Below are 24200 nucleotides of genomic sequence, written 5' to 3' on the forward strand. Positions count from 1 at the left end.
TGCATCTTTTACAGTTGCAATGAATTTTACACGAAGTAGGCAAACTCCGATTCTGCAGAAGACTTTGCCAACACTTTGCCATGCCTTTGGCAGAGCCCTGCCATCCTATTGGCAAACTTCTGCCATCACTATGGCAAGACCCTGCCATCGTATTGGCAAACCTATGCTATCCTATTGGCAAAACATTGCCTTTCCAATGGCAAAATCACAAAGCCATGAAGCAATCTTCCACACTAGGCATCACCGGTTCTATCGTCACATCGGTATATCCCTTTCCTTTCAGATACTGCTTCAGTGCATCCATCTCACGCCCATCCTCTTTTAATGTCAGATGATGCGCATCCCCAAAGGCATAGCAGGAATAAGTGCCGGGAAAAGCCCGCAGGTCGACCAACAGCTTATACATAGCTGCCGAGCGGACAATCCACAGCTGCCTGCCAAAGGAAGCACGGATACCTGCCGGCGTATCGACGGACAAACACCGGCCGGAACGCATCAACGCTATACGGTCGCAACGGGAAGCCTCATCCATATAAGGTGTAGAAACCAGGATGGTAATACCTTGTTTCTTCAGTCGGTCCAGCATCTCCCAAAACTCCACACGCGAAACCGGATCGACACCCGTTGTCGGTTCATCCAAAAAGAGCACCTCCGGACGATGGATCAATGCACAGCACAATGCCAGCTTTTGCTTCATACCACCGGATAACTTTCCGGCTTTCCGGTTCTTGAACGGTTCTATCTGAACGTATATGTCACGAACCAGTTCATAATTCTCAGCTATTGTCGTATTGAATACCGTAGCGAAGAAGTTCAGGTTCTCCTCTACCGTCAGGTCCTGATACAGGGAGAAACGACCGGGCATATAACCGACCATCGTACGGATCTTCTTATAATCACGAACGACATCCAGTCCGCAAACGGTTGCTTTTCCCTTATCCGCCAGCAGCAAAGTCGTCAGGATACGGAACAAAGTCGTCTTCCCTGCCCCGTCCGGTCCGATCAGCCCGAACAGTTCTCCCGAATGTATATCCAGGGAAATATCCTGCAAAGCTTCCACATTGCCGTAGTTCCTGAAGATTCCTTCTATCCGCACTTCGTTGTTCATATCCCGTTCTTTATTTAATTAAACACCGTTTCCCCGTATTGCCCGATCTTGAGATAGCCGTCATTCTTAACAGCAATCTTGATGGCATAAACCAGGTTGGCACGTTCATCTTTCGTTTGGATCCCTTTAGGGGTAAACTCCGACTTATCGGATATCCAGGTGATCGTTCCCGGATATTCGCGCTGTTCATCCGCTCCATAATCGGCAAAGACACGGACAGTCTGGCCCTGTTTCAATTTTGAAAGCTGGTCGGCTGTGATATAAGCCCGGAGATAAAGCAGGTCGGTATCGGCTATTTTATACAAAGGCTTGCCGGCAGCCGTCACTTCACCCGGTTCTGCATATTTGACAAGGACTGTTCCCGCCTGGGGAGTCACGATGCGGCTTTTCTGTAACTGATCGTCGAGCTGCATGATCTGATAAAGGATGCTTTCAGCTTCGGCATCCGCTCCGCCGGTTGTTTTATTCAGGGTGGAATACTGCGCATCGAGTTGCTTCTGCAGATATTTGATATTATTTACGATGTCGTCCACCTGTTTCTGGTTGCCGGCTTTTGCCTTTACCAGGTTCTCCATTCGCTGCTGTTCCGTACGGGCAGTAGCGATCTGCTGCTCCAGAGCTGCGATCTGTTTACGGATATCCGGTTTACGAATATCCACCGAGCGTAAACCTGCCGAAAGCTGCATCTTTTTCAGATATAACTGGGTACTGTCGATATATCCGACCATTGTCCCGGCATCCAGCCGGTCGCCTTCCTCTATATTCAGTTCCATAATCTTGCCGTTTGCCTCGGAAGACACCAGAATCTCCGTTGCTTCAAACGTACCCGTCGCGTCGAAGTTGCCGTCTCCCCTGTTGCATGCAGCAAGACTCAATAAAGCAGCTGCCATCAAAGTGTAAGAATTCAATCGTTTCATATTACTTTTCATGATTCTTTTTGATTATTCATTATTCGTCGTATACATATAATTATAAACCGCATTCAGATGCTGGATACGATGGACCGCCGCCGTCTGCTTTGCCATATCTTCCGCATTGATCTCACGGATCAGGTCGGTAACGGAGATGACCCCATTCTCCAGCTTCACTTCTGCCGCTTTCTTGATACTGGTGCGGAGACGGATGATTTCATTGTCCGCTTTCATCAGGTCGGAAATCTTCTGTATCTCCGTATTCTGCTGCATCAACAGCAGAGAGGTATTGAAGAGGAAAGTCTCACGCTGTACTTCTACCTGCTGCAGTGTGGTTGCGACTTTGCGACGATCATTCTTTAATGTATATAGTTTACCCATATTCCAGGAAAGGCGCACACCCGCTATATAGAACGGATCAAAGCTATCCTCCAGCATATTCAGTCCCGGTCTGCCGTATCCACCCTGGACAAATGCACCGATACGCGGCATCAAACCACTTGTGATCTGTTTGTTCTGCAATTCCAGCAAATAACTTTTTGCATCCAACGCCTTCAGTTCGGGACGATTTATTTCTCCGGATAACGGATTACCCGGCACGTTCGGTACCTCCAGTATCCTGTTCGGATCATAAGGCTTCCCTATCATCGTACTCAGCATCCTGCCGAAAGCGACACGGGAGGCTTTCAGTTCGATTTCCTTCTGGCAAGCATTCAAAAGTTCCACTTCCATGCTCTCGCGGTCGGACAGGTTGGCAACTCCATTAGCCATCATCGCCGTTATACGATCGATATTAATCTGTAGTTCTTTCTGCAGCAACACATTCTGGCGGATCAGTTCCTCCTGAAGCAGACAACCGAAATAAAGTTGGTTCACCCGGTCGTTCAATGTATAAAGATCGCTTTCCAACTGTTTCCGGTCTGCCTCAGCCTGTGCCTTGGTCAGTTGGCGGGAAGTATGGATCGTGCCGCCGTCCCATATATTCTGGTTCAGTTCGGCAACAACCTGATACTGGTCTTTGCTCAATGTCGGTATTTCCAGTCCCGGCATGACAGCCGACAGTTTGTCCGCATCGAACGGGAGCCGGGTCACATCACTCTGATAAGTCGCTTTCGCATTCACCGTCACCTGAGGCAACCAGCCCTTGACGGCATTCGACAGATTATACTGCTCGGTCTGCCCGATCAGCCCGTACTGGCGTATCTGGGGATAATTAGCCCGTGCCCATTCGTAGCACTGCGTCAAAGTAATCTTCTCCTGCCCTTTCATGCTACCCGGTAACAGGAGAAAACATAAAAATAGAATTACACAAATCCGTTTCATAGAGGTAATTATTTATTTTGTGTATGATCGTCCGGTGTCAACAGCCGGATCATTATATCGGTAACGAAAGGGATACGTTCCTGCAGGAACTTATCATATTCCCCGACATTGCCATCCATAAATATAGCAGTAACAGGATTTCGTATCAGCATCGGAAAAATCAGCAGGCTGACCAGGGTCGTTGCCATATAATACAGCGGCATTTTCTTTATCATGCCTCTCTCCATTTCGTCCACCAGTTGAGCATGCAGATGCATGATCGGCTCTATCCGTGGCAGATCTTTCAACACCGAGTGATAGATGTGTTCGGGGTCCCGCTGTAATTCGTTTAAGACGAAAATCGGGAATAAAGGATTTTTCTGCAACGTATTCACATATCGTTCGATAATTTTAGGCAGCTTCTCCAGAAAAGGGAGTTTCTCATCAATAATAATACCCAGGTCAGGCAGCAGGCTGTCCATCAACTGGTCGAAAATCGCATCGAACAGCATATCCTTTGTGCGATAATAATAATGTAAAGCCGTACGCCCGATTCCTGCCTCGGCAGCCACGTCACCCATCTTGGTCGCTTCGTATCCTTTCCTCACAAAGACTATCTTTGCCGCTTCCAGGATTCGGTTCTCCATTGTGATTACTTCTTCTGTACCCATTGTATATCTTGTTTTTACTTCATTTGTCAATAGTGTCTGCCAAATATGTCTGACATTATTGTTTGACAGATATGTCAAATGTAGTATAAAAAAATAAGGGTGCAACTATTACACCCTTATTTTAATATATTTTACAGAATCTTATTCTCCGTACTTCTTGGCAAGACCGCCTTCGGAAGTCTCTTTATACAAGCTGGGCAGGTCGTTACCGGTCTGACGCATTACTTCCACCACCTGGTCGAAACTAACCCGGTGCTTTCCGTCCGAGAAGTTCGAGAATGTATTTGCATCCAGCGCACGTGCTGCGGCAAAAGCATTACGTTCGATACACGGAATCTGTACCAGTCCGCAAACGGGATCACAAGTCAGCCCGAGGTGATGTTCCAATCCCATTTCGGCAGCATACTCGATCTGGGCAGGTGTTCCACCGAACAGCTGACTGGCAGCTCCGGCAGCCATTGCACAAGCCACTCCGACTTCACCCTGGCAGCCTACTTCCGCTCCTGAGACGGAAGCATTCGTACGAACCACATTCCCGAACAGTCCGGCAGTCGCCAATGCTCGCAGGATACGGGAGTCGCGGAACTCACGCGTATCTTTCAGATGATACAATACAGCCGGCATAACCCCGCAGGAACCACAAGTCGGTGCCGTCACGATCTTACCGCCGCAGGCATTCTCTTCGGAAACAGCCAGAGCGAAAGCATACACCATGCCACGGCTTTTAATACTGCTGCCATATCCCTTGGCACGTATCAGATAATCCGAAGCTTTCCGGCGTATTCCCAGACCTCCCGGCAGGATACCTTCCGCTTCCAGACCGTTCTGTACGGCTTTCTGCATCACCTCCCAAACTTCCGCCAGGTAATCCCATATCTCAGGACCTTCACATTGCTCCACATATTCCCAGTAAGAATGTCCGGTCTTTTCACACCAGGCCTGAATATCCTTAATGGTACTCATCTCATAGACCTGAGCTGTTTTAAGCTCGTTAAAACTTTCATTCGCCAGTGTTCCGCCACCGATACTGTACACCGTCCATGATTCCAGCTCTTCATCTCTTTCATTGAACGATTCGAATAACATACCGTTCGGATGGAACGGCAGGAAGACTTTAGGCTCCCAGATAATATTCGTTTTAGCAACAGGCTGCAGCACTTCCAGAATGGCAGCATCGGTCATGTGACCTTTTCCGGTAGCAGCAAGACTACCATATAATGTTACGTTAAAGCGCACAGCTCCCCTGTTACGTTCCAGAAACATTTGTGCAGCACGCATCGGTCCCATCGTATGACTACTCGACGGACCATGACCGATCCGGTATATCTGTCTGATTGATTCCATTTCTCTTTTTCCCTAATTTTGTGTTTTCTATACTTTAAGAAATATGTTACGTTTATATAGCAGCCACAAAATTACATAAATAACCGATACGTTTGACAAGCTGATCAAAAAGGAATAATAATTGCCGAGATATTGCTCCAAACCATAAAATAAGGATTGCCCCAGGCAGCTGAAATTAATGACATTTGCCAGCATATAAGCGACGATCGAGTTCATTCCGTACACTTTCAGCCAGGTGATATTCTTATTATATCCTTTATAATCTATCAGATAATAGAACAACCCCATCAACAAGAAGCAATAGCCGCTGCTCACCAGCACCATCGAACTGGTCCAGATCGTCTTGATCACCGGCATCTGCAATCCCCATAGCCATCCGGCAGCAACCATCGCCGCACCTGCTCCGAAATACCATTTCAGTTTATAGATATCGCTTGTTTTATCTTTGGCAATATAGCCTGCAAACAAACCGGTCAGCACCGTCACCCCAAAGTTCAGCGTACTTAATATCCAGGTATAGTAATATCCTCCGACAAAAACGACTTCACCGTCCACCACTTTCGCTCCATCGCGGAAACGTCCCAGTACGGTACGGTCTATCCATTCCGCCAGGTTTCCTTCGGGTGTATAATTACCTCCGCCATAACCGCCGACCGTGATAAACTGCATCGCCGCCCAATAGACAAGCAGCAAAGCTACCGCCACTCCTATCTGCGTCCGCCGGCTGGTATACAGAAACAATACAGCCGTGATCAGATAGCCGGCAGCGATCGACTGCAACGTATTTGAATATAGATAAATCCGGTCCGGATCGAATCCCAGCAAATTACCCTGGCACATCATACCGAATATCCACAGTAACAGGATACGTTTTCCCAGACGACGGAAAAGAGCTTTCTTATCGGAAACTCCTTTGTAGCGCGACAGCGCAAAAGGCATGGAAGCTCCTGACATAAAAAGGAATAACGGCATGATCAAATCCCAGGGAGAGAAACCCTCCCAATGTACATGGCTAAATGCCCACATACAATCGTTCAACCATCCCACATCAGCAGCCCTTGCCAATGAATGAGCCAACGGTCCCAATGCGACCAGAAAGAATAAATCAAATCCGCGTAAAGCATCAAGCGACTCCAATCGCTTGTAAGTAGTTTTTTCCATTTGTTATTATTTTAGACCTTTAAGAAAATACGTTGACGATACAGGAAATACAGGAATCCCCAGCAGACGGCAATATAGGCAACCGCCCCTAACAATGGCTGTGCCGTTTCAGGGAACAAACCGATGAAACCTCCGAAAATGGCATTCGCTGTAAAAGTGAAGTTAATGAATACTTGTGCCAGATAGATAGTAATCGAATTAGTTCCGATCACCGTAAAGAAAAGCGTCCATCCCCGGCATTCTTTCACATCGACAATATAATAGAATAGCGCAAACAAGATGGCAGAAATGCCTCCTACCGTACAAACGAACGAGCTGGTCCACAAATATTTATTAATCGGAAAGAATAATCCCCACAACAGACCGACCACCAACAGGCAGCCACCTGCAACCAACATATATCCTACTTTCTTCGTTTCGCTCAATCCTTCTTTACGTAGTTTTATAAATTCGCCGGTAAACATCCCCAACAAGGCGGTACCGATAGCCGGCAAAGTAGACAAAATACCTTCCGGATCATAATTACCTCCATGCAAACGTCCCGGCAACAGCAGCCGGTCGATATAGCAAGCCAGATTTCCTTCGCGCGTAAACAGTTCTGCCCCATTCCCGTCAGGTGCCGGAATAAACAGCAACAACCAGTAGCCGATCAAGATAGCCGCCACGATCCATACTCGTGTGATTGTCCGTGTATTGACAAAGATCAATGCACCGAACATCCATCCCAGACCGATACGGGCGAGTACACTGGCATAGCGTTGGGTCTCAAAATTCAGATTCAGCAATCCGTTATAAACGAATCCCAATACGACAAGCGTAATTCCACGCCGGACAATCTTCTTATAGATAGCCGCTTCCGACATGCCCCGCTCCCGCTGCTTCTCCAGTGAAAAAGGAAAAGAGATACCGGCAATGAACAAAAACAAAGGAAAGATAATATCCTCGAAAGTGAATCCCGCTCCCCATTTGGCATGGTTCATCTGGTCCGCCAGCGATTGAAAGAAAGGAGTAGGTATCAATGTCGCCAGCCCGACAAACAGGGCCCCGCCTCCCATAATAAAAAACATATCAAATCCCCGTAAAGCGTCCAGCGACTGAAGCCGCTGGCTCTGTTTCTGTTTTTCCATGGTATTTAATTTAAATCGTATATAATTTAGAAATAAGTAAGCGCAAATATAGAAAATAATATAAGAACTGTCCTGCTTTTTCATTAGTTTTGCAGCCATTATGAAACAGCACTTAAAACCGATCATGTTCGTTGGCACTTGTTCCGATGCAGGAAAGAGTGTGATCAACGCTGCTTTTTGCCGCATCTTTAAACAAGATGGATATCAACCTGCTCCCTTCAAGGCGCAGAATATGTCGCTGAACTCCTTTTCCACCCCTGAAGGCGGTGAGATGGGGCGTGCCCAGGTGGTACAGGCGGAAGCGTGCGGTATTGTCCCGCATACGGATATGAACCCGGTTTTACTGAAACCGACCAACGATAAAAGCTCGCAGGTGGTCCTGAACGGTCGTCCGGTCGGCAACATGTCCGCCAAGGACTATTTCGGTGTGCAGAATCAGAAAGAAGCTCTTTTCAGAGAGGCCATCGAGGCATTCAAACGTCTGGAAGCCCGCTATAACCCGATCGTACTGGAGGGAGCCGGAAGTATCTCCGAACTGAACCTCCGCGACCGCGATATCACCAATATGCGCATGGCGATACAGGCGGATGCCTCTACCTATCTGGTAGCCGACATCGACCGCGGCGGCGTATTCGGTTCCGTTTACGGCACGATCGCCTTACTCAAACCTGAGGAACGGGCACAGATGAAGGGGATCATCATCAATAAGTTCCGCGGAGACGCATCTCTGTTCGAAGAAGGACGGACACTGTTGAAAGAGCTGACAGGAATCCCGGTCGTGGGTGTCATCCCCTGGTTCCGGGATATCAAAATAGAGGAAGAAGATTCGGTAGCGCTGGATATGAAAACGAATACCTGGCAGGACGGCAAGATCAATGTCGCCATTATCCTGTTGAAGCGTATGTCAAACTTCACGGATTTCGACGTACTGGATATGGACCCACGTTTCAATCCTTACTACACAAGCAATATAGACGAAATAGAAAAAGCGGACATTATCCTGTTGCCAGGGTCAAAGAATACTCTCGCCGACCTCCAAAGCATCCGCGCCAACGGTATTGCCGATGCTGTCGTTCGTGCATTCAAGAAAGGGAAAAAAGTGATCGGTATCTGCGGCGGCTACCAGATGATGGGTGCCCGCCTGGAAGATCCGGAAGGAATAGAAGGGAACATTCCTGCCGTGCCGGGATTAGGGTTACTCCCCCAATGCACCGTTATCGAGCAGGAAAAAGTAACGAAACAAAGCCGTTTCACCTTCCGTTCCGGTTCTCCAATGGCATGCAAAGGATACGAGATACATATGGGACAGACTGTACTTTTCGGAAATGCTCCCGAAAGCCCGGTCGCTTTGCTCGAAGACGGCAGGAAAGACGGTTATTATCTGAACGACCGCTGCTGGGGCAGTTATATGCACGGCATCCTCGACAACCCGGAAGTACTCGACAACCTCGCCGAAGGTTTCAACAAGGAAACCGATTCCGTCCCATTCGATTATGCGGCATTCAAAGAAGAACAGTACGACAAATTAGCAGAACTGGTCAGGAGACATGTGGATATGGAGTATATTTATAGTACTTTATAATCTATATAAAATATCACCTCCATAACCCGTCATTTCCATGCACTAATTTCTCCACCTCTCCATATTGATCTTTTTTGAGTTGAAGGGAGTTGTAAGAACGGCGATAATTCAGGGAATGGATATCTGAACCGACAAAATCATAATGGCTGTTTTTCAGTAGAGAAACAGCTGTCTTATGAGATAACGGGCCATAGAAGCCCATTAAGGAAAAAATATTCAATTGAAATTTACATCCGTGCTCTTTTAGTTTCAGCAACTCGTTTATATTCCAAAAACCATAACGCTCAGGATGCGCCATTACAGGAATATAACCATTCAGTTGCATATCATACAGCTTCTCAAACAAATCTCCCGGAGCCTGCAAGCAGGAGACTTCCACAAGGACATGTTGCCCGTCATACGATAACAGCCCCTCCTCCATCCGCTCGTAGAAACATTCATCCAGCATATATTCGGCAGCCAGACGCATATCCACATGTATCTGCGCACAACTTTCCCTGAAAGCCCCGAACCGTTCTTTCAAACTTACAGCACGGTTTTTCGTCAAATCAGCCATGATATGAGGCGTAAGGAATATACGTTCCACACCACGCTCTTCCAGGAAAGTCAGCATTTCCCTACTGTCATCCAAAGAGGAAAACCCATCATCCACCCCCGGCAACAAATGCGTATGAACATCTGTCATACCAGGCCATAACTCCTTCTTTCCGAAAAAAAGAGAAGAAAACAATGCACACATAAATATTTACTCTTATTGAATAATGAATCATACAAAAGTAATCTAAAATAAACATTTAGCAAATTATTCTCAAACCAAGAACCTAACTTCTCTAATGTCACACCAAATGTCCACTGGCGGTATTTTATCCAATCACCGTATTTTCAAAATCTTTATATTTGTACCGATGCATTTAGTTAGTATCATAATAACTATAGATAATTATTATTTTACTGTTTATAAAGGAAAATGTCCAAAATGGTATTACTTGTGAAAGTGATACCATTTTATTTTGTAGAAACTTTCCGGATATGCATCATTCCCAATACGATCCACACAGAAAGAACAAAGGGGGCAGTCAGTGTTGTCAAACCAGCCTTCATACCTGCAATCTGTAGTAAGACTGACAATAAGATCGCAATCGTAGCCCATCCTGCACTTTGCCAGTTATTTCTTCCAAGCGCAATCCCGCACAAAACTCCATTATACCCTAATAAGCCGGCATTCAATACCTCATAATCCGTCCAAAACGGCAAAACAATTCCTATCGGCAGCAAGGCACCCCAAACCGTATACAAAGCATCCCAACGGGAATTCACACAGATGGCTGCCAGGAAAAATAAGCCCGACAAGACCGTTCCCCCCTGAAACATCACCTGCCCTATATTCAAGCTGAAAGCACGGAAAAGGTCAGCATGCGATTCTGCATCTGACGCTGCGGAAAGGAATAATAATGAAGGAAACAGAAACCTGCAGCCAACCAGCAGCAACCAGACGGAAAGAATAAAAGGCGCAGTAAAACCCGGTATTTTATTTCGGCAATTAAACCCATGAGCAATCCAGGTCGAAAGCACAGACCCAAATAACAGCAGCAACACAGAGCTCACCGTCACCGGCATAAATACACCTACGGCAATTCCCACGAGGGTTCCGTTAAATCCATATAAACCATCCTCAATCTCCTGTCGGTCGTATCCGAACAACCAGGCAGTCAGCGTACTGATAAGATTCCCAACTACGGCCAAAACTGCCAACAGCCATGAATTACAAGCTATTCCGATCAGCATCAATAAACCGGAAAGCGCATTGTTCTGAAACATCACTTGCCCAATACCACGAGCTAAAACAAAAAAATACTGATACATAATTATTTAAGACGATTCACTCGGGCTACCTCATCCAGCTTCACGCATACGGTAGCTCCCAACTGTTCCAAATATAGTAATAAATGATTCTTCTTTATCTTCTTGACCTTTCCGGATACATGCTTCATGGCTCCCGCCAAAATTTCAACCTCTTCACCGGGGCAAAGGGCATGTTCGGCTGCCTGGTCCAGAAACTCCTGAATGGCATCTATCTCTTTCTGGCGGACTATCGCCGGTTTCTTGTTATAAAAGACAATACGGACAACGCCATAGACACGAAGCAAATCGCGCAATACATCATCGGGGCAACGGACAAAAATATAGGAATTAAACAATGGGACTTCAACTATTTTTACCCGGTCAGACCATACACGGGGTGTACGGTGCAATGGCAAAAAACATTCAACACCTAAAGCTTCAATGCGTTCTTTCACCTGTTTTTCTGCCCGGGGAGCAGTATATAGTACATTCCAGTTTGTAGTATTCAAAGGGGGTGTCATTATCTTTTTTTTGTTTAAAGGCACAAATATAGGACTATTTTTCGTATAATTGCAAAACTGTTTGCGAACACAAGAATTTAATACCATGAATAGAAGAAGTTTTTTACAGAAATCAGCCATATCAGCGGCTGGCCTCGGTTTATCACCGTTATTCGGAAGCGCTTACGGAACTGTTTACGGACAGGCGGCTCCGAGTAACAAAGTAAAAGTAGCCCTGATCGGATGTCGTTCGATGGGATTCTCCAACCTGAGCAATTTTCTGAAATATCCGGAAGTAGAATGTGTCGCCCTTTGCGATATCGATGACGAATGGCTGAACAAACGGGCTGCCGATGTGGAAAAAAGTACCGGAAAGAAGGTGCCCCACCTATATAAGGACTGGCGCAAGGTGATCGACAATAAGGATGTAGATGCAGTCATCATCGGAACGCCCGACCATTGGCATTGCCTTCCGACCGTTTATGCCTGCCAGGCAGGTAAAGATGTCTACGTCGAAAAGCCGCTCTCCAATACGATCGAAGAATGTAACCTGATGGAAAAAGCCGCCCGCAAATATAACCGGATCGTCCAGGTCGGACAATGGCAGCGCAGCGACCCGCACTGGGACGAAGCAGCCAACTACCTGAAAGCCGGAAATATCGGTCGTATCCGTACGGTAAAAGTATGGGCTTACCAGGACAGCAAACCGACATTGCCTGTTATTGCCGACAGCCCTGTTCCTGCCGGAGTAGATTATGACATGTGGCTCGGACCGGCTCCGAAACGTCCGTTCAATATCTACCGTTTCCATTATAACTTCCGTTTCTTCTGGGATTATGCCGGAGGACTGATGTCCGACTGGGGTGTCCATCTGCTGGATTATGCACTGGAAGGTATGGGAGCCGACCTGCCTGCTCGTGTTTGTTCCGGAGGCGGCAAGTTCGCTTATCCCGACGATGCGATGGAGACTCCCGATACATTGATGGCAACTTATGCTTACAAGGATTTCAATATAATCTGGGATCATGCCTGCGGAATCAATCACGGTCCGTTCGATAAGAAAGAGGGACTGGCGTTCTTCGGCGAAAACGGTACGCTGGTGCTCACCCGTGCCGGTTGGGAAGTTCTTCCCGTTATTGCCGGAAAAGAAGCACGCATGGAAGCTGTTCCGTTCAAAAAAGGCGAAGGGAAAGGACTGTATAACCATGTCGGGAACTTCCTGAGTTGCATCAAGAGCCGGGAATTGCCCCATGCCGATATTGCCATCGGCGCACGGGTTGCCAAGATGTCTCATCTGGCAAATATATCCTGCCGGCTGCAACGTGAAGTGCATTGGGATGATACCAATAGCGTGTTTATCGGTGATAATGAAGCGACTGCCTTATCAAAGGCTTATTACAGGGCTCCGTGGGAATTGCCTAAATTGTAAAGAGGGAAAATATAATTAGCAGAAAACGTTCAGTATCTTTTGAAAATCAATTATTATATGTACATTTGTTCCATATACACGAACATATAAAATTGATATACCTAAATGAACAGCGTATATGCTAATTATTCGAGAGAAGACCTGATCGGCGAAATCGAGAGGTTGAAAGCGACAGGCTCCTCCGTTACTGATGAAAAAGCATATAGAAATCGTATTCTGACCAATGCTATTGCATTGAGGAAAACCTTCTCGGATGTTTTGTCATTATTAATGAAACCAGGAGAAAAGGACATTATCGACCGGTCTCTACTGATTGTCCTGAAGTTTTTTGATGTAGACAGGGTCTATATCGGAAATTACAAAAATGACGAATCGACTTTCGGCTTCACGCATGAAGTTACCCGCCAGGGTATTATCTCCATGCGTGAAGATCTTTTAGTCGGTATGTCCAAGGATGATTTTCCCTGGTGGATAAAAACAATCGACGATAAGAAAGACATTGTCATCAACGACATTGCTCAAATGCCGGAGGAGGCTGCTGCCGAACAAAAAATAGTCATGCTTCAGGATGTAAAATCACTGCTCGTGATTCCTATTTTTTTCGAAGGGAATATCAATGGTTTCATTGGTCTTGATTCAGTAAAAAAGTATCGCAACTGGACTGCACTGGATATTGAAAACCTGAGAATGCTTACCGATATCATATCGATCGCCATCGAACGCGAGATGGCGCAAGGGATGATGGAACATTCTATGAAACAGGTTTTGAAAAGTGAAGCCAAGTTTCAGATCATCTTCGACAAACTGCCCTGGGGGGTCGAGTTGTATGATGAAAAAGGCATTTTGCTGGATATCAATAATGCCGACCTGGAGATATTCGGAACGACACGCGAGGCTGCAATCGGTCTGAATGCGTTTGAGAATCCTAATATACCGGAATGGGCGAACGTTAAACTGAAAAACGGAGAAGATGTTGAATTTCTTCTGGAATATAACTTCGGCAAAGTGGCTGAAAAGAAATATTTCTCCAGCACGGTAACCAACCAAATCAAACATTTAAGGGTGAAGGGCGTTGTGCTGAAAGACCAGCAGGGCGAACAGCTCGGTTTTTTCTACATCGTCTTCGATGATACCGAAAATTACCACAAGACAGAGGAAATACAATATAACCTGACCAAGCTGAAAGCTGCCGTAGATACCGGCGAATCAGTTATTTGGGAATATGATATCGCAACAGATAGACTGTCGGTCGATTTCAGCCTGAACGACGATGTGGAAAGCAGTCTCTTCCTGACTTATCTGAAACAGGACAGATTCGGCTGTATTGCGGACTTTATCGAGACGTTGCATCCGGACGACAAGTACAAGGTTTACGACCGGCAGTTCAAACGTCTTCTCACCGGAGAGATCGATAAATACGTGTCGGTATATCGCAGGATATTCGATGGCAAGGTGTACTGGCTTAATTCAAATGTTCGTGCTTACAGATATTCTGAAGACGGGAAACCCAGTAAGATTATCAGCTATACATCCAACATTACGGATCAGCGCGAAATAGAATTGGAGTTGCTGAAAGTGAAGGAAGCCGACAAGCTGAAATCCGCTTTCCTGGCAAACATGAGCCACGAAATACGTACACCGCTGAACGCAATCGTCGGCTTCTCCGACCTGGTGGCAGAAACGGACGATCCGGAGGATCAGGCTACTTACCTCGACATTATCCATAAAAATAATGACCTGCTGCTTAACCTGATCGGAGATATCCTGGACTTCTCCAAAATAGAATCGGGCATGCTGAAATACAATATCGAAGATGTCAACATCAGAGAGTTGTGCATGGAAGTATATATGGGAGCTACATTAAAGGTGAAGCCCGGAGTAAAACTTGTCTTCGACAGGAATTTACCACAGATTATCATACGAACAGACCCCCAACGGATCACACAGGTAATCACGAACTTCCTCAACAATGCGATTAAATTTACCGAGGAGGGCAGTATTACTATTTATTACGAGAAGATAATGGATACACTGAAGGTCAGCGTCCGGGATACCGGTATCGGTATTTCTGAAGAGAACAGGACACGTGTATTCGAGCGTTTCATCAAGATCAATGATTTTCATCAAGGGACAGGTCTTGGTCTGACCATCAGCAAAACGATCGTTGAATATCTAGGAGGTACCATAGGGGTAGACTCCGTGCAAGGCGAAGGTTCCACTTTTTGGTTTACTTTACCTTTACATTATAAAGGAACTCCCGTGAACTGAAAATAGAAAAGCCGGTTGAAGCAATTTTCAACCGGCTTTTCCATTTATACGGATATCTTTTTATTGAGGCATCGGAGCAGCTGAAGGAGGAGGTGTCTTTGTTCCCCATTCCTTATTGGCTTTCGGGCCCATCTCCAGTTCCAGCAAACCACCCTGTGCAATGTCACTATGATTGAACCACGGCTGGTTCAGCACTTCACCGTTCAGGCGGGCAGACTGTACATATTTGTTTTCCGGAGAGGCATTATTCGCTTTGACCTCGAAGGTATTGCCATTACCCAGGTCGACCTTTACATCCGTAAATACCGGGCTACCGACATTATAAGTCGGAGAACCTGGAGTAACCGGATAGAATCCCATCTGGCTGAATACCACGAAAGCAGACATACCGCCACCGTCTTCATCACCCGGAACACCCATCACGTCGTTACGGAACCATTGGTTCAACAGTGTACGGATACGTTTCTGCGTCTTCCAGGGTTGGCCGGCATAGTTATACAGATACGGGATATGCAGGCTCGGTTCGTTCGCCATCGAGAACATTCCCACGTTACCGGTATGGTCGGGCAGGAATGAATAGAAACTCCATTTAGACATTCCCAGCGGTTCGTTGAACATAGAATCGAGCGCCGAAGTGAAGACTTTGTCTCCGCCGATCATGGAAATCAGGTCGCCGATATTATGCTGTACGTCCCAGCGGTATACATAGCCGTTGTTTTCATCGTAGTAATCACGTGCACCCAGTCCACCGTCGTAACGGTAATCCATCGGTTCGATGAACTTGCCGTCCTTATCTTTCGGGTGGAAGAAACGGGTTTCCGGATTGAACACATTACGATAGTTGTACGATTCGCGCAGATAATGTTTAGCTTCGTCTGTCTTGCCCAGTTCGGCTGCGATCTGTGAAAGACACCACTGGTCGTAAGCAGTACCCAAGGTAACGGCTACCGGCTGGCGTTTCTCCCAGATAGAGACATTGGCTACGGTTTCTTTTTCGCCGGGCTTCAATGCCGGGATATAACCGTGTTCCTTATAGAAATCGTCCAGCCATCCGGCAGGAGCAGCAGACCAGGGGATCAGTGTTTTCTCTTCGATACCTTTCTTTGAGGCTATATAAGCCTTTTCGAGGTCGAAACCGCGTACGCCTTTCTTCCAGGCATCGATCACGGTAGCTACGGCATGATTAGAGTTCATACGACGGGAATCACCGGTTACTTCGGGGAAGGTAGGCATCCAGTTCGTACCCATCTGTTCCGCCATCAGCAGGAAGGAATTGATCATATCGCTTTCACGTTCGTTATCGATCAGGATACGCAACGGGTGGGTTGCACGGTAGGTATCCCAAATCCAGTCGTCGGTATAGAACGGACGACCGCCGTCTTCATGTATCTTACCGTCGAAAGCACTGTAATAGCGTCCGTCTTCGCTCAGGTTGACCGGACGTTCGTAGCAACGGTACAGGGAAGTATAGAACACCACCTTGTCGTCTTCCGTTCCGCCTTGTGCCTGTATCTTGCCGAGGGCTTCGTTCCAGTCGTTACGGGCGATCTTGGCTACCACATCGACATCATAGGCTGCTATTTCACGTTCGAGGTTCTTCTTTGCCTGTTCTTCGCTGATAAACGAGATACCGTAGCGGACACCCAGCTTCTTCACATCGTTTCCGTAAGAGAGAACAAGAGCCGCATCCTTTCCTTCTACCGACGTTTCACCGTATTTCACGGTGCCCACGCTTACTACGCCACATTGCTGCGGGGTCTTATCGGTTTCAGCATACAGGTAAACTTTCGTTTTCCGGTCGACAAACTGGTAACCGCTGACGCTTTTGCCATCGCTCTTCAACTGTCCGTTACGGCTGTTGAAGATCAGATAGGCAGGACCTTCTCCTTCAAACGTAATGCCATATACGGCACTCTGGTGAGACGGGGCAAAGTCGACATCGATATTGTTGTCGTCCAGGTATACCTGATAACGATACGGATAGATCTTTTCCTGGTCATAGCTGTAGTTGATCACCGGCTTCAGTCCGGATTCTTCTCCCTGGTACGGGCTCAGGTTAAAAGCGGAACTTCCGCGATGGCTGGTCACGATGACAGGCAGTCCGCTTAACATATCGCCGGTAAAGTCGGCACGCTCCGGATATACGCGCAGCATGCTGTTAGGCAGATGTACGGTCGGATAGGTCGGAACCAGCAGGTGACTGATATTTCCCATATACGGGTTCACATAGTCCACCGGACTTTTTTGCGAGGAAGACATTTCCCCGCCGGGGGTACAGGATGCCAGCAAGAATACAGAAGCCAGCAAAGCTATACCCGTTTTCACATTTTTGTTTACATTCATATACGTTTATTTCTTCTTTGTTTTACCGATCAGTTTGCTCAACCCCTCTTCATTGACAGAGAATGAATAAGGCAGATCTTCCGGATTGACACCTCTGTTCAGGTTAGGCTTGTCGCCCATTCTGATATCGAGTACGCCGCCTTTCAGCAGTTCGTTATGGTCGAGGTAGTTCTTGGTATAGTTCACACCGTTGAACGACATAGATTCGATATAGATATTCTTGTCGCTGTTCTCCGGTGCGTTGATCACCAGGTTCTTGCCGTTTTCGAAATGCAATGTCGCCTTTTTAAATAACGGAGCGCCCAACACATACTGGGTCGTTCCCGGAGCAACCGGATAGAAACCGAGAGCAGAGAATACATACCAGGCAGAAGTCTGACCGTTATCTTCGTCACCGCAATAACCGTCCGGTGTCGGAGTGTACATCTTGTTCATCACTTCACGCAACCAATACTGAGCTTTCCAGGGTTGTCCGGCATAGTTATACAGGTAGATCATATGCTGGATCGGCTGGTTACCGTGAGCGTAGTTACCCATGTTCATGATCTGCATTTCGCGGATTTCATGGATCACCTGACCGTAATAGCTGTCGTCGAACAAAGGCGGAACGGCAAATACGGAGTCGAGCATCATAACGAAAGAATCTTTACCACCCATCAGGTCGATCAGTCCCTGCGGATCGTGGAAAACAGACCAAGTATAATGCCAGCTGTTTCCTTCTGTAAAGGCATCCCCCCATTTCAACGGAGAGAACGGAGCCTGGAAAGTACCGTCGGCATTCTTGCCACGCATCAGCTTGGTTTCCTTATCGTACAGGTTCTTATAGTTCATGGCACGTTTAGCGTACAGCTCAAGTTCTTTTTTCGGACGGCCCAGTTCTTTCGCGATCTGGTAGATACACCAGTCGTTGTAAGCATATTCCAGCGTACGGGCTGCGTTCTCATGGATCTTCACGTCGTAAGGCACATACCCCAGTTTGTTGTAATATTCATGTCCCAGGCGACCGGTAGAAGAGACAGTCGGATGTACATTCTCCGTACCATGGATCAGGCCTTTGTACATCGTTTCCAAATCGTCGACCTTCACACCTTTCACATAAGCATCCACCAGAATGGAAGCCGAATTGTTACCCACCATGCAACCACGATGTCCCGGACTTGCCCATTCAGGGAAGAAGCCGCTTTCCTTATAGGTATTGATCAAACCTTCCTGCATCTCCTTGTTCATCGACGGATACATCAGGTTCAGGAACGGAAACAGGGCACGGAACGTATCCCAAAAGCCGGTATCCGTAAACATATATCCCGGCAATACTTCACCGTTGTACGGGCTATAATGAACGACGTTTCCGGCTGCATCTATTTCATAGAATTTACGCGGGAACAACAGAGAACGGTACATGCAGGAATAGAATGTACGGTACTGGTCTAACGTACCGCCTTCCACTTCGATCTTACCCAGCACATCGTTCCAGGCTTGTTTACCTTTGGATACCAGGGTTTCGAAATTGTCGTTATCCAGCTCTTTCATATTGACGGCAGCCTGGTCGAAGCTGATGAACGAAGAAGCTACTTTGGCATGAACGATTTCTCCTTTCCTGGTCTTGAAACCGATCACGGCTCCCACATGCTTCGAAGTCTGTTCTTTTGCGCCTTCTTTCAATGAATTGTCGGCAAAAGTAGCTTCGTATGTGAAAGGTTTATCGAACTCGATAATGAAATAGTTCTTGAAATTATCAGGTACACCACCGCTGTTCTTGGTCGAATAGCCGATGATCTTGTTCTCTTCCGGAACGACTTTGATATAAGAACCGTTATCCAGCGCATCGACAACGATGTAGGAATGGTCGTTTTCCGGGAATGTGAAACGGAACAGAGCCGCACGGTCGGTCGGTGTCAGTTCGGTTATCACGTCATGGTCTGCCAGATAGGCTTTATAATAATAGGGTTTAGCCACCTCGCTCTTATGAGAGAACCAGCTGGCGCGTTTATCCTGGTCGAACTCGGGAGCACCTACTACCGGCATAATAGCAAACTGTCCGTAATCATTGATCCAGGGACTGGGTTGGTGGGTTTGCTTGAACCCGCGGATTTTATTTGCCGTATAGGTATACTGCCATCCGTCTCCCATCTTTCCTGTCTGTGGCGTCCAGAAGTTCATACCCCAGGGGCGGGCAATAGCAGGATAGGTATTTCCCGTCGACAACTCAAAACTGGACTGAGTTCCCATCAACGGCATTGCATACTCTACCGGATCGAAAGCATTCGTACCGGAAGCTGCCATAGCAGGCTTCCCTACCCACGCCATCATCGTGACCAAAGCGAGAGCCAATACATTTTTCTTATTCATGTTTTTTGGGTTTTAAATACATTATTCACACAAATATAAAGACAATCCGGTACAGATGGTACACAAATATATTTAATTCGCATACAAAATCACTGAAAGGGGCTCTTTTTATGAAAAAAGGAGGAGTAAACCTACTCCTCCCCTCCCTATCCGGATGATCCGGATACTCAAATACCAACTAAAATGAAAACACTTTTTATCCTATTTTATTACCAGGATAATTTTATAAACTTATTCTCCCACGGAGCAAAGTCTGTCGATCCGTTACCTGAAACCGGATCTCCTACGACATCACATACAGTGATTTTCGTAAAGTTGACCTTGTCGGATTTAACGGCAAAGGCAGCCGGTTTACCATCTACCTCACGCAACTGGAGCATGACGGCTTTTTCTCCTTCGACCGGCTTCATATTTACCAGCAACAGGTTCGCAGGGGTAATCGTAAAGATGGATGCCGGGGTTATCACTTCGGTTCCTTTGGCTCCTGCCGGTAAGACACGGGTCAGGAACGGAATACGGTTCTCCCAGGCAAAACGGGTGGCATAGCCGATAGAGTTGTCTTTATCGGAATTGATGAAATAGCTCCATTGTAACTCACCCATCTGGTCGGCATTGAAATTGGTTACCCAATAGTTGTTCATCGGCCAGGAGTACATGTTGGTCGACTGAGGAACGGCCCCCGCTTTATAACGTCCCGTATTGATCGCACCGAACTGCATCAAAGGGATCTCAGGGCTACCCATAACAACCTGCGACTCGCTGTTGCGTGCCGTGGCAAAGTTCTGCACCGTATACCAGTCGTTCGATGATCCGGGGATCTGGTCGACACCAGCTTCGATGGTACCGCCGGGAACGTCGAGCATGATCTTCCCCTGATTTACCTCAAACGGGAACGAGATATAGACTGCTTCCGGATCGGTAATAGCTTTCTTACGGAGGCGGTACACGATTTCAATCTTCTTGGTCACGTTGAAGACACGGAACTCTACCATCAGGTTGTTCGGCTCGCGACCTGCCACTGTCTCACCACGGAAGCGGTAAGTATCCCAAATATCTCCCTTTTCGTAACGCTCGAAACGGATCCGTTCCGGACGACGACGGAGGAATTGCGGAACGCGGTATTGTTCCATCGGGTGACGGCTGTCGATGATCTCGTAGATGAACTCTCCCATCTCCCACTCTGCATTGGGAGTCGTCAGTTCCTTATTCAATTCTTTGTCGAAGAGTTTGCCGATAGTCCCCTTGCGCGGATTGAAGTCGATGGCATACCAGGGATTTTCCACATGTGCATTCTCCAACTTCTCTGCAGACTGTATGGCAGGACGAGGAGCGTCCTTTACCTTAATATAATACTGGGCATATCCCAAAGCCGGTACGTCTTTCACATAAAGAGACCAGTACGTTCCGTCCGAACGGCTTTCCGCCGGTTGGGCGGGAATGACATTACCCGAAGCATCCACTATCTCGAATGCCTTTTCACGCGGCAGGATCTGGTGGTCAATATAAACTTTGGCTATGCCGCTATAGGTCCAGTTCAACGTGTTGAAGACGGCGACGGACGGGTATTCGGCTTTCGGCACGAAAGACTGCAACAATCCCATCGTCACCTCTCCCAGCAGACCGGAATGGCGGTAAGCTTCCCAGGCATACGATTGCTTCAGGGAACGTTGTTCCCAGGTCTCCTTGCAGTAGGCATCACGCACACTTTCACTGTAGCCGAAGGTGTGTTCGTCATAAAACAACAGGGCTTTGTTGATATCATATATCTGATCGTCTATCTGCGCAGGAAGTTTGGCTCCGAGCATACCGGCAAAAGACAATCCTGCCTGATTGGCGATGATGTCTGAATGGGTGATACGGGAAATAGCTGCTTCACGTGCACCGGATCCAAAGCCGTCGGTCCACCAGTCGGGCCATGCGCCACGGATGGTTTGTATTTTATCGGCATAGTTCGATTCCACCTCTTTGATGAACTCGCTGGCTACGGCTGTACGTATTTTAGGCCATTCGTATTTCTCGTTCCACTTCATCAGCATCTCGCAACTCTTTGTCGAAGGGGGCGAGTTGTCCGTGAAATAACCGGAGTGCTGGGCGGCAACGATATCGTACGGATAGTTTTTCGCTTCCATCTCTCCCAGATAATTCAGTACACGTTCTTCGAACTGTTCGAAGTTATCGGTATGGATACCGAAGAAATTACCCTGGTTATAATGTTCGGCACGGTAGGTTAAGACCTTCTTTCCCGAAGGAGACTGCCACCAGAAGACAGTCGGGATATCGAAACAGATCAGGGCACGGTGACCATGTGTTCCCATATTGACATACTTCACACCGGCATCGGCAAAGAACTCGCTGAAACACCAGCCGATACCGTTCACATCGTTCTGCATGGCGACTTCCGCCTTCAAACCGGCATCACGGAATTGTTTCAGTGGATACAAGGAAGCGGCCAATGTCTGCTCGTCCGGCAGTTCGTCGAAGTTCAGATACATAGCAGCCAGTTCGATACGTCCTTCCGCTACCCGTTTCTTTAACCGGGCGATTTGTTCGGCCGGACGGCATTTCAGGTATTCACTGACAGCCCAGGCGATCTCGCAAGTCCAGCGGAACTTGGCAAAGTCTGGGTAATTGTCGGTTGCATCGCAATAGTCGAGGGCATAGTCGATGTAGCGGAGGTGTTCCGCCAGAATCTCGGTCTGCGAACGGGTGTAACCGATATCGGTATGGGTATGCTGTACCATATTCATCTGCCAATGGCGGACAGGTTTCACTTCTACCTGAGCAGACTTTTTTTCTTTTCCAACCGTTACCGTCAGAGGCAGTTGCACGGCAGACTGCACAGCCGGTATCTCAAAAAAGAATTGGTTAGTACCGTCATTCAGTTTTTCCTTTCGCGACTGGTTCCCCAACGTAAGTGTTGCAGTAACAGGCGCACCGCTATGCTTCACGGTTACCCGTACTTTCTGTACCGGACCTTTCGCCGTTTTATATAAGGCAGGGAAAAGATGAGTTTCGATCCCCGGAGGTGCGGTCGATGCACTCCACACGGCGGAAGACATCGTAAACAATGCCAGCCCTGCCAGGAACAAGTTTTTTAATGTTTTCATAAGCATCTATTTTTTATCTATTCGAAAAGAGATAAGACAAATATAAAGGAGACAGAGCAGGAGGATGGATAATCCCGCAACCTGCCCGAAGCCATCTGCTACGACTCCCATCAGCGGAGTAATCAGCGCACCTCCGGATACTCCCATGATCATCAGAGCCGATATTTCGTTTGCCCGTTCCGGTTTATGCTGAAGGGCGAACGAGAAGATGATCGAAAAGACATTCGCACAGGCCAGTCCTACAATAACGATCATCACGAACATGCTCCATGTAGCAGGGACAGCCAGCAACAGGATAAATGCCACGATTGCCACAAACATGCTATATTTCAGGAAGCGGCTTGCCGAAAGTTTTGCCAGCAGGAGAGCACCGACAAACGATCCGATCGTACGGGCTGCGAAGTACAGGCTGGTTCCCAATCCGGCTTCCGAAAGAGGCATACCCGTACGGTCTATCAATAATTTAGGGATAGTCGTATTCAGACCCACATCTATGCCGACAATAAAAAGGATTCCGAGGAACAAGGATACAATATATTTATCATTGAAAAGGGATACTGTCGTACCAAAGGTCACATGGGCTTCCTCCAGCTTTTCCTTTCCCGGAATAATGGAGATAAGCCAGATTGTAGAGATCAGTGTCGTTACAGCATATACGGCAAAGATTAGTTTCCAATCCCCACAGAAAGAAGCGGCAACACCGGCAATGATCGGGCCCAGGAAAGAAGAGATCGCCTTGATGAACTGCCCCAGGGTCAGTACACTGGTTATGCGGTCCGGATTGACGACATTGGCGACCATCGGGTTCAGGGAAACCTGAAGGATCGTATTGCCGATACCCAACAGCGCAAAAGTCAATAAAATACAGGGGAAGTCATAAAAGAACAAAGGCAGCAGCATGGCGAGGGCGGTTATGGCCAACGCTATCACTACGGTATTACGCCGTCCGACTTTCCCCATCAGGATACCTGTCGGAATGGAAAACAGGACAAACCAAAGGAAGACCATCATCGGCAACAGGTTGGCAAGCGTATCGGAAAGGGAAAAGTCCACCTTTACGTAATTAGTCGCAATGCCTACAACATCTGCAAAGCCCATCACAAAGAATCCGAAGAGGATGGGGTAAATGGCTTTTGAATTTTGTTTATTCATGGTA

At 47.3% G+C, this 24200-nt stretch carries 17 protein-coding genes; 3 read left to right on the top strand and 14 right to left on the bottom strand.

Annotated features, from left to right (window positions below):
* Positions 1 to 205: 205 nt before the first annotated feature.
* From DXD68_RS18825 to DXD68_RS18855, 7 genes are all read right to left on the bottom strand, one after another.
* Positions 206 to 1108, bottom strand: coding sequence for an ABC transporter ATP-binding protein (locus tag DXD68_RS18825; RefSeq protein WP_122363034.1), 903 nt, complete (start codon positions 1106 to 1108; stop codon positions 206 to 208).
* A gap of 14 nt (positions 1109 to 1122) precedes the next feature.
* Entirely contained in the window at positions 1123 to 1998 is an 876-nt protein-coding gene (locus DXD68_RS18830; protein ID WP_233577235.1) for an HlyD family secretion protein, read from the bottom strand.
* A 51-nt stretch (positions 1999 to 2049) separates the two neighbouring features.
* A complete protein-coding gene (locus tag DXD68_RS18835) occupies positions 2050 to 3342 on the bottom strand; it encodes a TolC family protein (protein WP_122363036.1) in 1293 nt (430 codons plus the stop codon).
* Positions 3343 to 3350: 8 nt separating this feature from the next.
* Positions 3351 to 3992: a TetR/AcrR family transcriptional regulator gene (locus tag DXD68_RS18840; RefSeq protein WP_122363037.1), complete on the bottom strand. Its 642-nt coding sequence runs from the start codon at positions 3990 to 3992 to the stop codon at positions 3351 to 3353.
* A gap of 141 nt (positions 3993 to 4133) precedes the next feature.
* Positions 4134 to 5336 carry an L-serine ammonia-lyase gene (locus DXD68_RS18845; protein WP_122363038.1) on the bottom strand — a complete coding sequence of 401 codons (1203 nt, stop codon included), beginning with the start codon at positions 5334 to 5336 and terminating at the stop codon, positions 4134 to 4136.
* A gap of 27 nt (positions 5337 to 5363) precedes the next feature.
* Positions 5364 to 6497 carry an acyltransferase family protein gene (locus tag DXD68_RS18850; RefSeq protein WP_122363039.1) on the bottom strand — a complete coding sequence of 378 codons (1134 nt, stop codon included), beginning with the start codon at positions 6495 to 6497 and terminating at the stop codon, positions 5364 to 5366.
* Between the two features lie 11 nt (positions 6498 to 6508).
* Positions 6509 to 7624, bottom strand: a complete 1116-nt coding sequence (locus tag DXD68_RS18855) for an acyltransferase family protein (protein WP_122363104.1) — start codon at positions 7622 to 7624, stop codon at positions 6509 to 6511.
* A 100-nt stretch (positions 7625 to 7724) separates the two neighbouring features.
* Here DXD68_RS18855 and DXD68_RS18860 point away from each other — a divergent pair, with 100 nt between their 5' ends.
* Positions 7725 to 9206, top strand: coding sequence for a cobyric acid synthase (locus tag DXD68_RS18860; RefSeq protein WP_122363040.1), 1482 nt, complete (start codon positions 7725 to 7727; stop codon positions 9204 to 9206).
* A gap of 13 nt (positions 9207 to 9219) precedes the next feature.
* On the opposite strand, the gene DXD68_RS18865 is transcribed toward DXD68_RS18860, so the two are convergent.
* The 3 genes from DXD68_RS18865 to DXD68_RS18875 form a co-directional block, all read right to left on the bottom strand.
* Positions 9220 to 9945 (bottom strand): tyrosine-protein phosphatase, encoded by a 726-nt coding sequence (locus tag DXD68_RS18865; protein WP_122363041.1) that lies wholly within the window; start codon positions 9943 to 9945, stop codon positions 9220 to 9222.
* Between the two features lie 266 nt (positions 9946 to 10211).
* Positions 10212 to 11069: an urea transporter gene (locus DXD68_RS18870; protein WP_122363042.1), complete on the bottom strand. Its 858-nt coding sequence runs from the start codon at positions 11067 to 11069 to the stop codon at positions 10212 to 10214.
* 2 nt (positions 11070 to 11071) lie between these two features.
* Entirely contained in the window at positions 11072 to 11569 is a 498-nt protein-coding gene (locus DXD68_RS18875; protein ID WP_122363105.1) for a UpxY family transcription antiterminator, read from the bottom strand.
* A gap of 85 nt (positions 11570 to 11654) precedes the next feature.
* Here DXD68_RS18875 and DXD68_RS18880 point away from each other — a divergent pair, with 85 nt between their 5' ends.
* Positions 11655 to 12977 (top strand): Gfo/Idh/MocA family protein, encoded by a 1323-nt coding sequence (locus DXD68_RS18880; RefSeq protein ID WP_122363043.1) that lies wholly within the window; start codon positions 11655 to 11657, stop codon positions 12975 to 12977.
* A 105-nt stretch (positions 12978 to 13082) separates the two neighbouring features.
* Positions 13083 to 15245 carry a GAF domain-containing protein gene (locus tag DXD68_RS18885; protein WP_122363044.1) on the top strand — a complete coding sequence of 721 codons (2163 nt, stop codon included), beginning with the start codon at positions 13083 to 13085 and terminating at the stop codon, positions 15243 to 15245.
* Positions 15246 to 15305: 60 nt separating this feature from the next.
* Here DXD68_RS18885 and DXD68_RS18890 read toward each other — a convergent pair whose 3' ends face one another.
* The 4 genes from DXD68_RS18890 to DXD68_RS18905 form a co-directional block, all read right to left on the bottom strand.
* Entirely contained in the window at positions 15306 to 17588 is a 2283-nt protein-coding gene (locus tag DXD68_RS18890; RefSeq protein ID WP_122363045.1) for a GH92 family glycosyl hydrolase, read from the bottom strand.
* Between the two features lie 6 nt (positions 17589 to 17594).
* Entirely contained in the window at positions 17595 to 19937 is a 2343-nt protein-coding gene (locus tag DXD68_RS18895) for a GH92 family glycosyl hydrolase (protein ID WP_122363046.1), read from the bottom strand.
* 209 nt (positions 19938 to 20146) lie between these two features.
* Positions 20147 to 23044, bottom strand: coding sequence for a glycoside hydrolase family 38 C-terminal domain-containing protein (locus DXD68_RS18900; RefSeq protein ID WP_122363106.1), 2898 nt, complete (start codon positions 23042 to 23044; stop codon positions 20147 to 20149).
* A gap of 6 nt (positions 23045 to 23050) precedes the next feature.
* Positions 23051 to 24196 carry an MFS transporter gene (locus DXD68_RS18905; protein WP_122363047.1) on the bottom strand — a complete coding sequence of 382 codons (1146 nt, stop codon included), beginning with the start codon at positions 24194 to 24196 and terminating at the stop codon, positions 23051 to 23053.
* Positions 24197 to 24200 lie beyond the last annotated feature (4 nt).

The sequence above is a fragment of the Parabacteroides sp. TM07-1AC genome, assembly GCF_003480915.1.
GTDB classification, from domain to species: Bacteria; Bacteroidota; Bacteroidia; order Bacteroidales; family Tannerellaceae; genus Parabacteroides; species Parabacteroides chongii.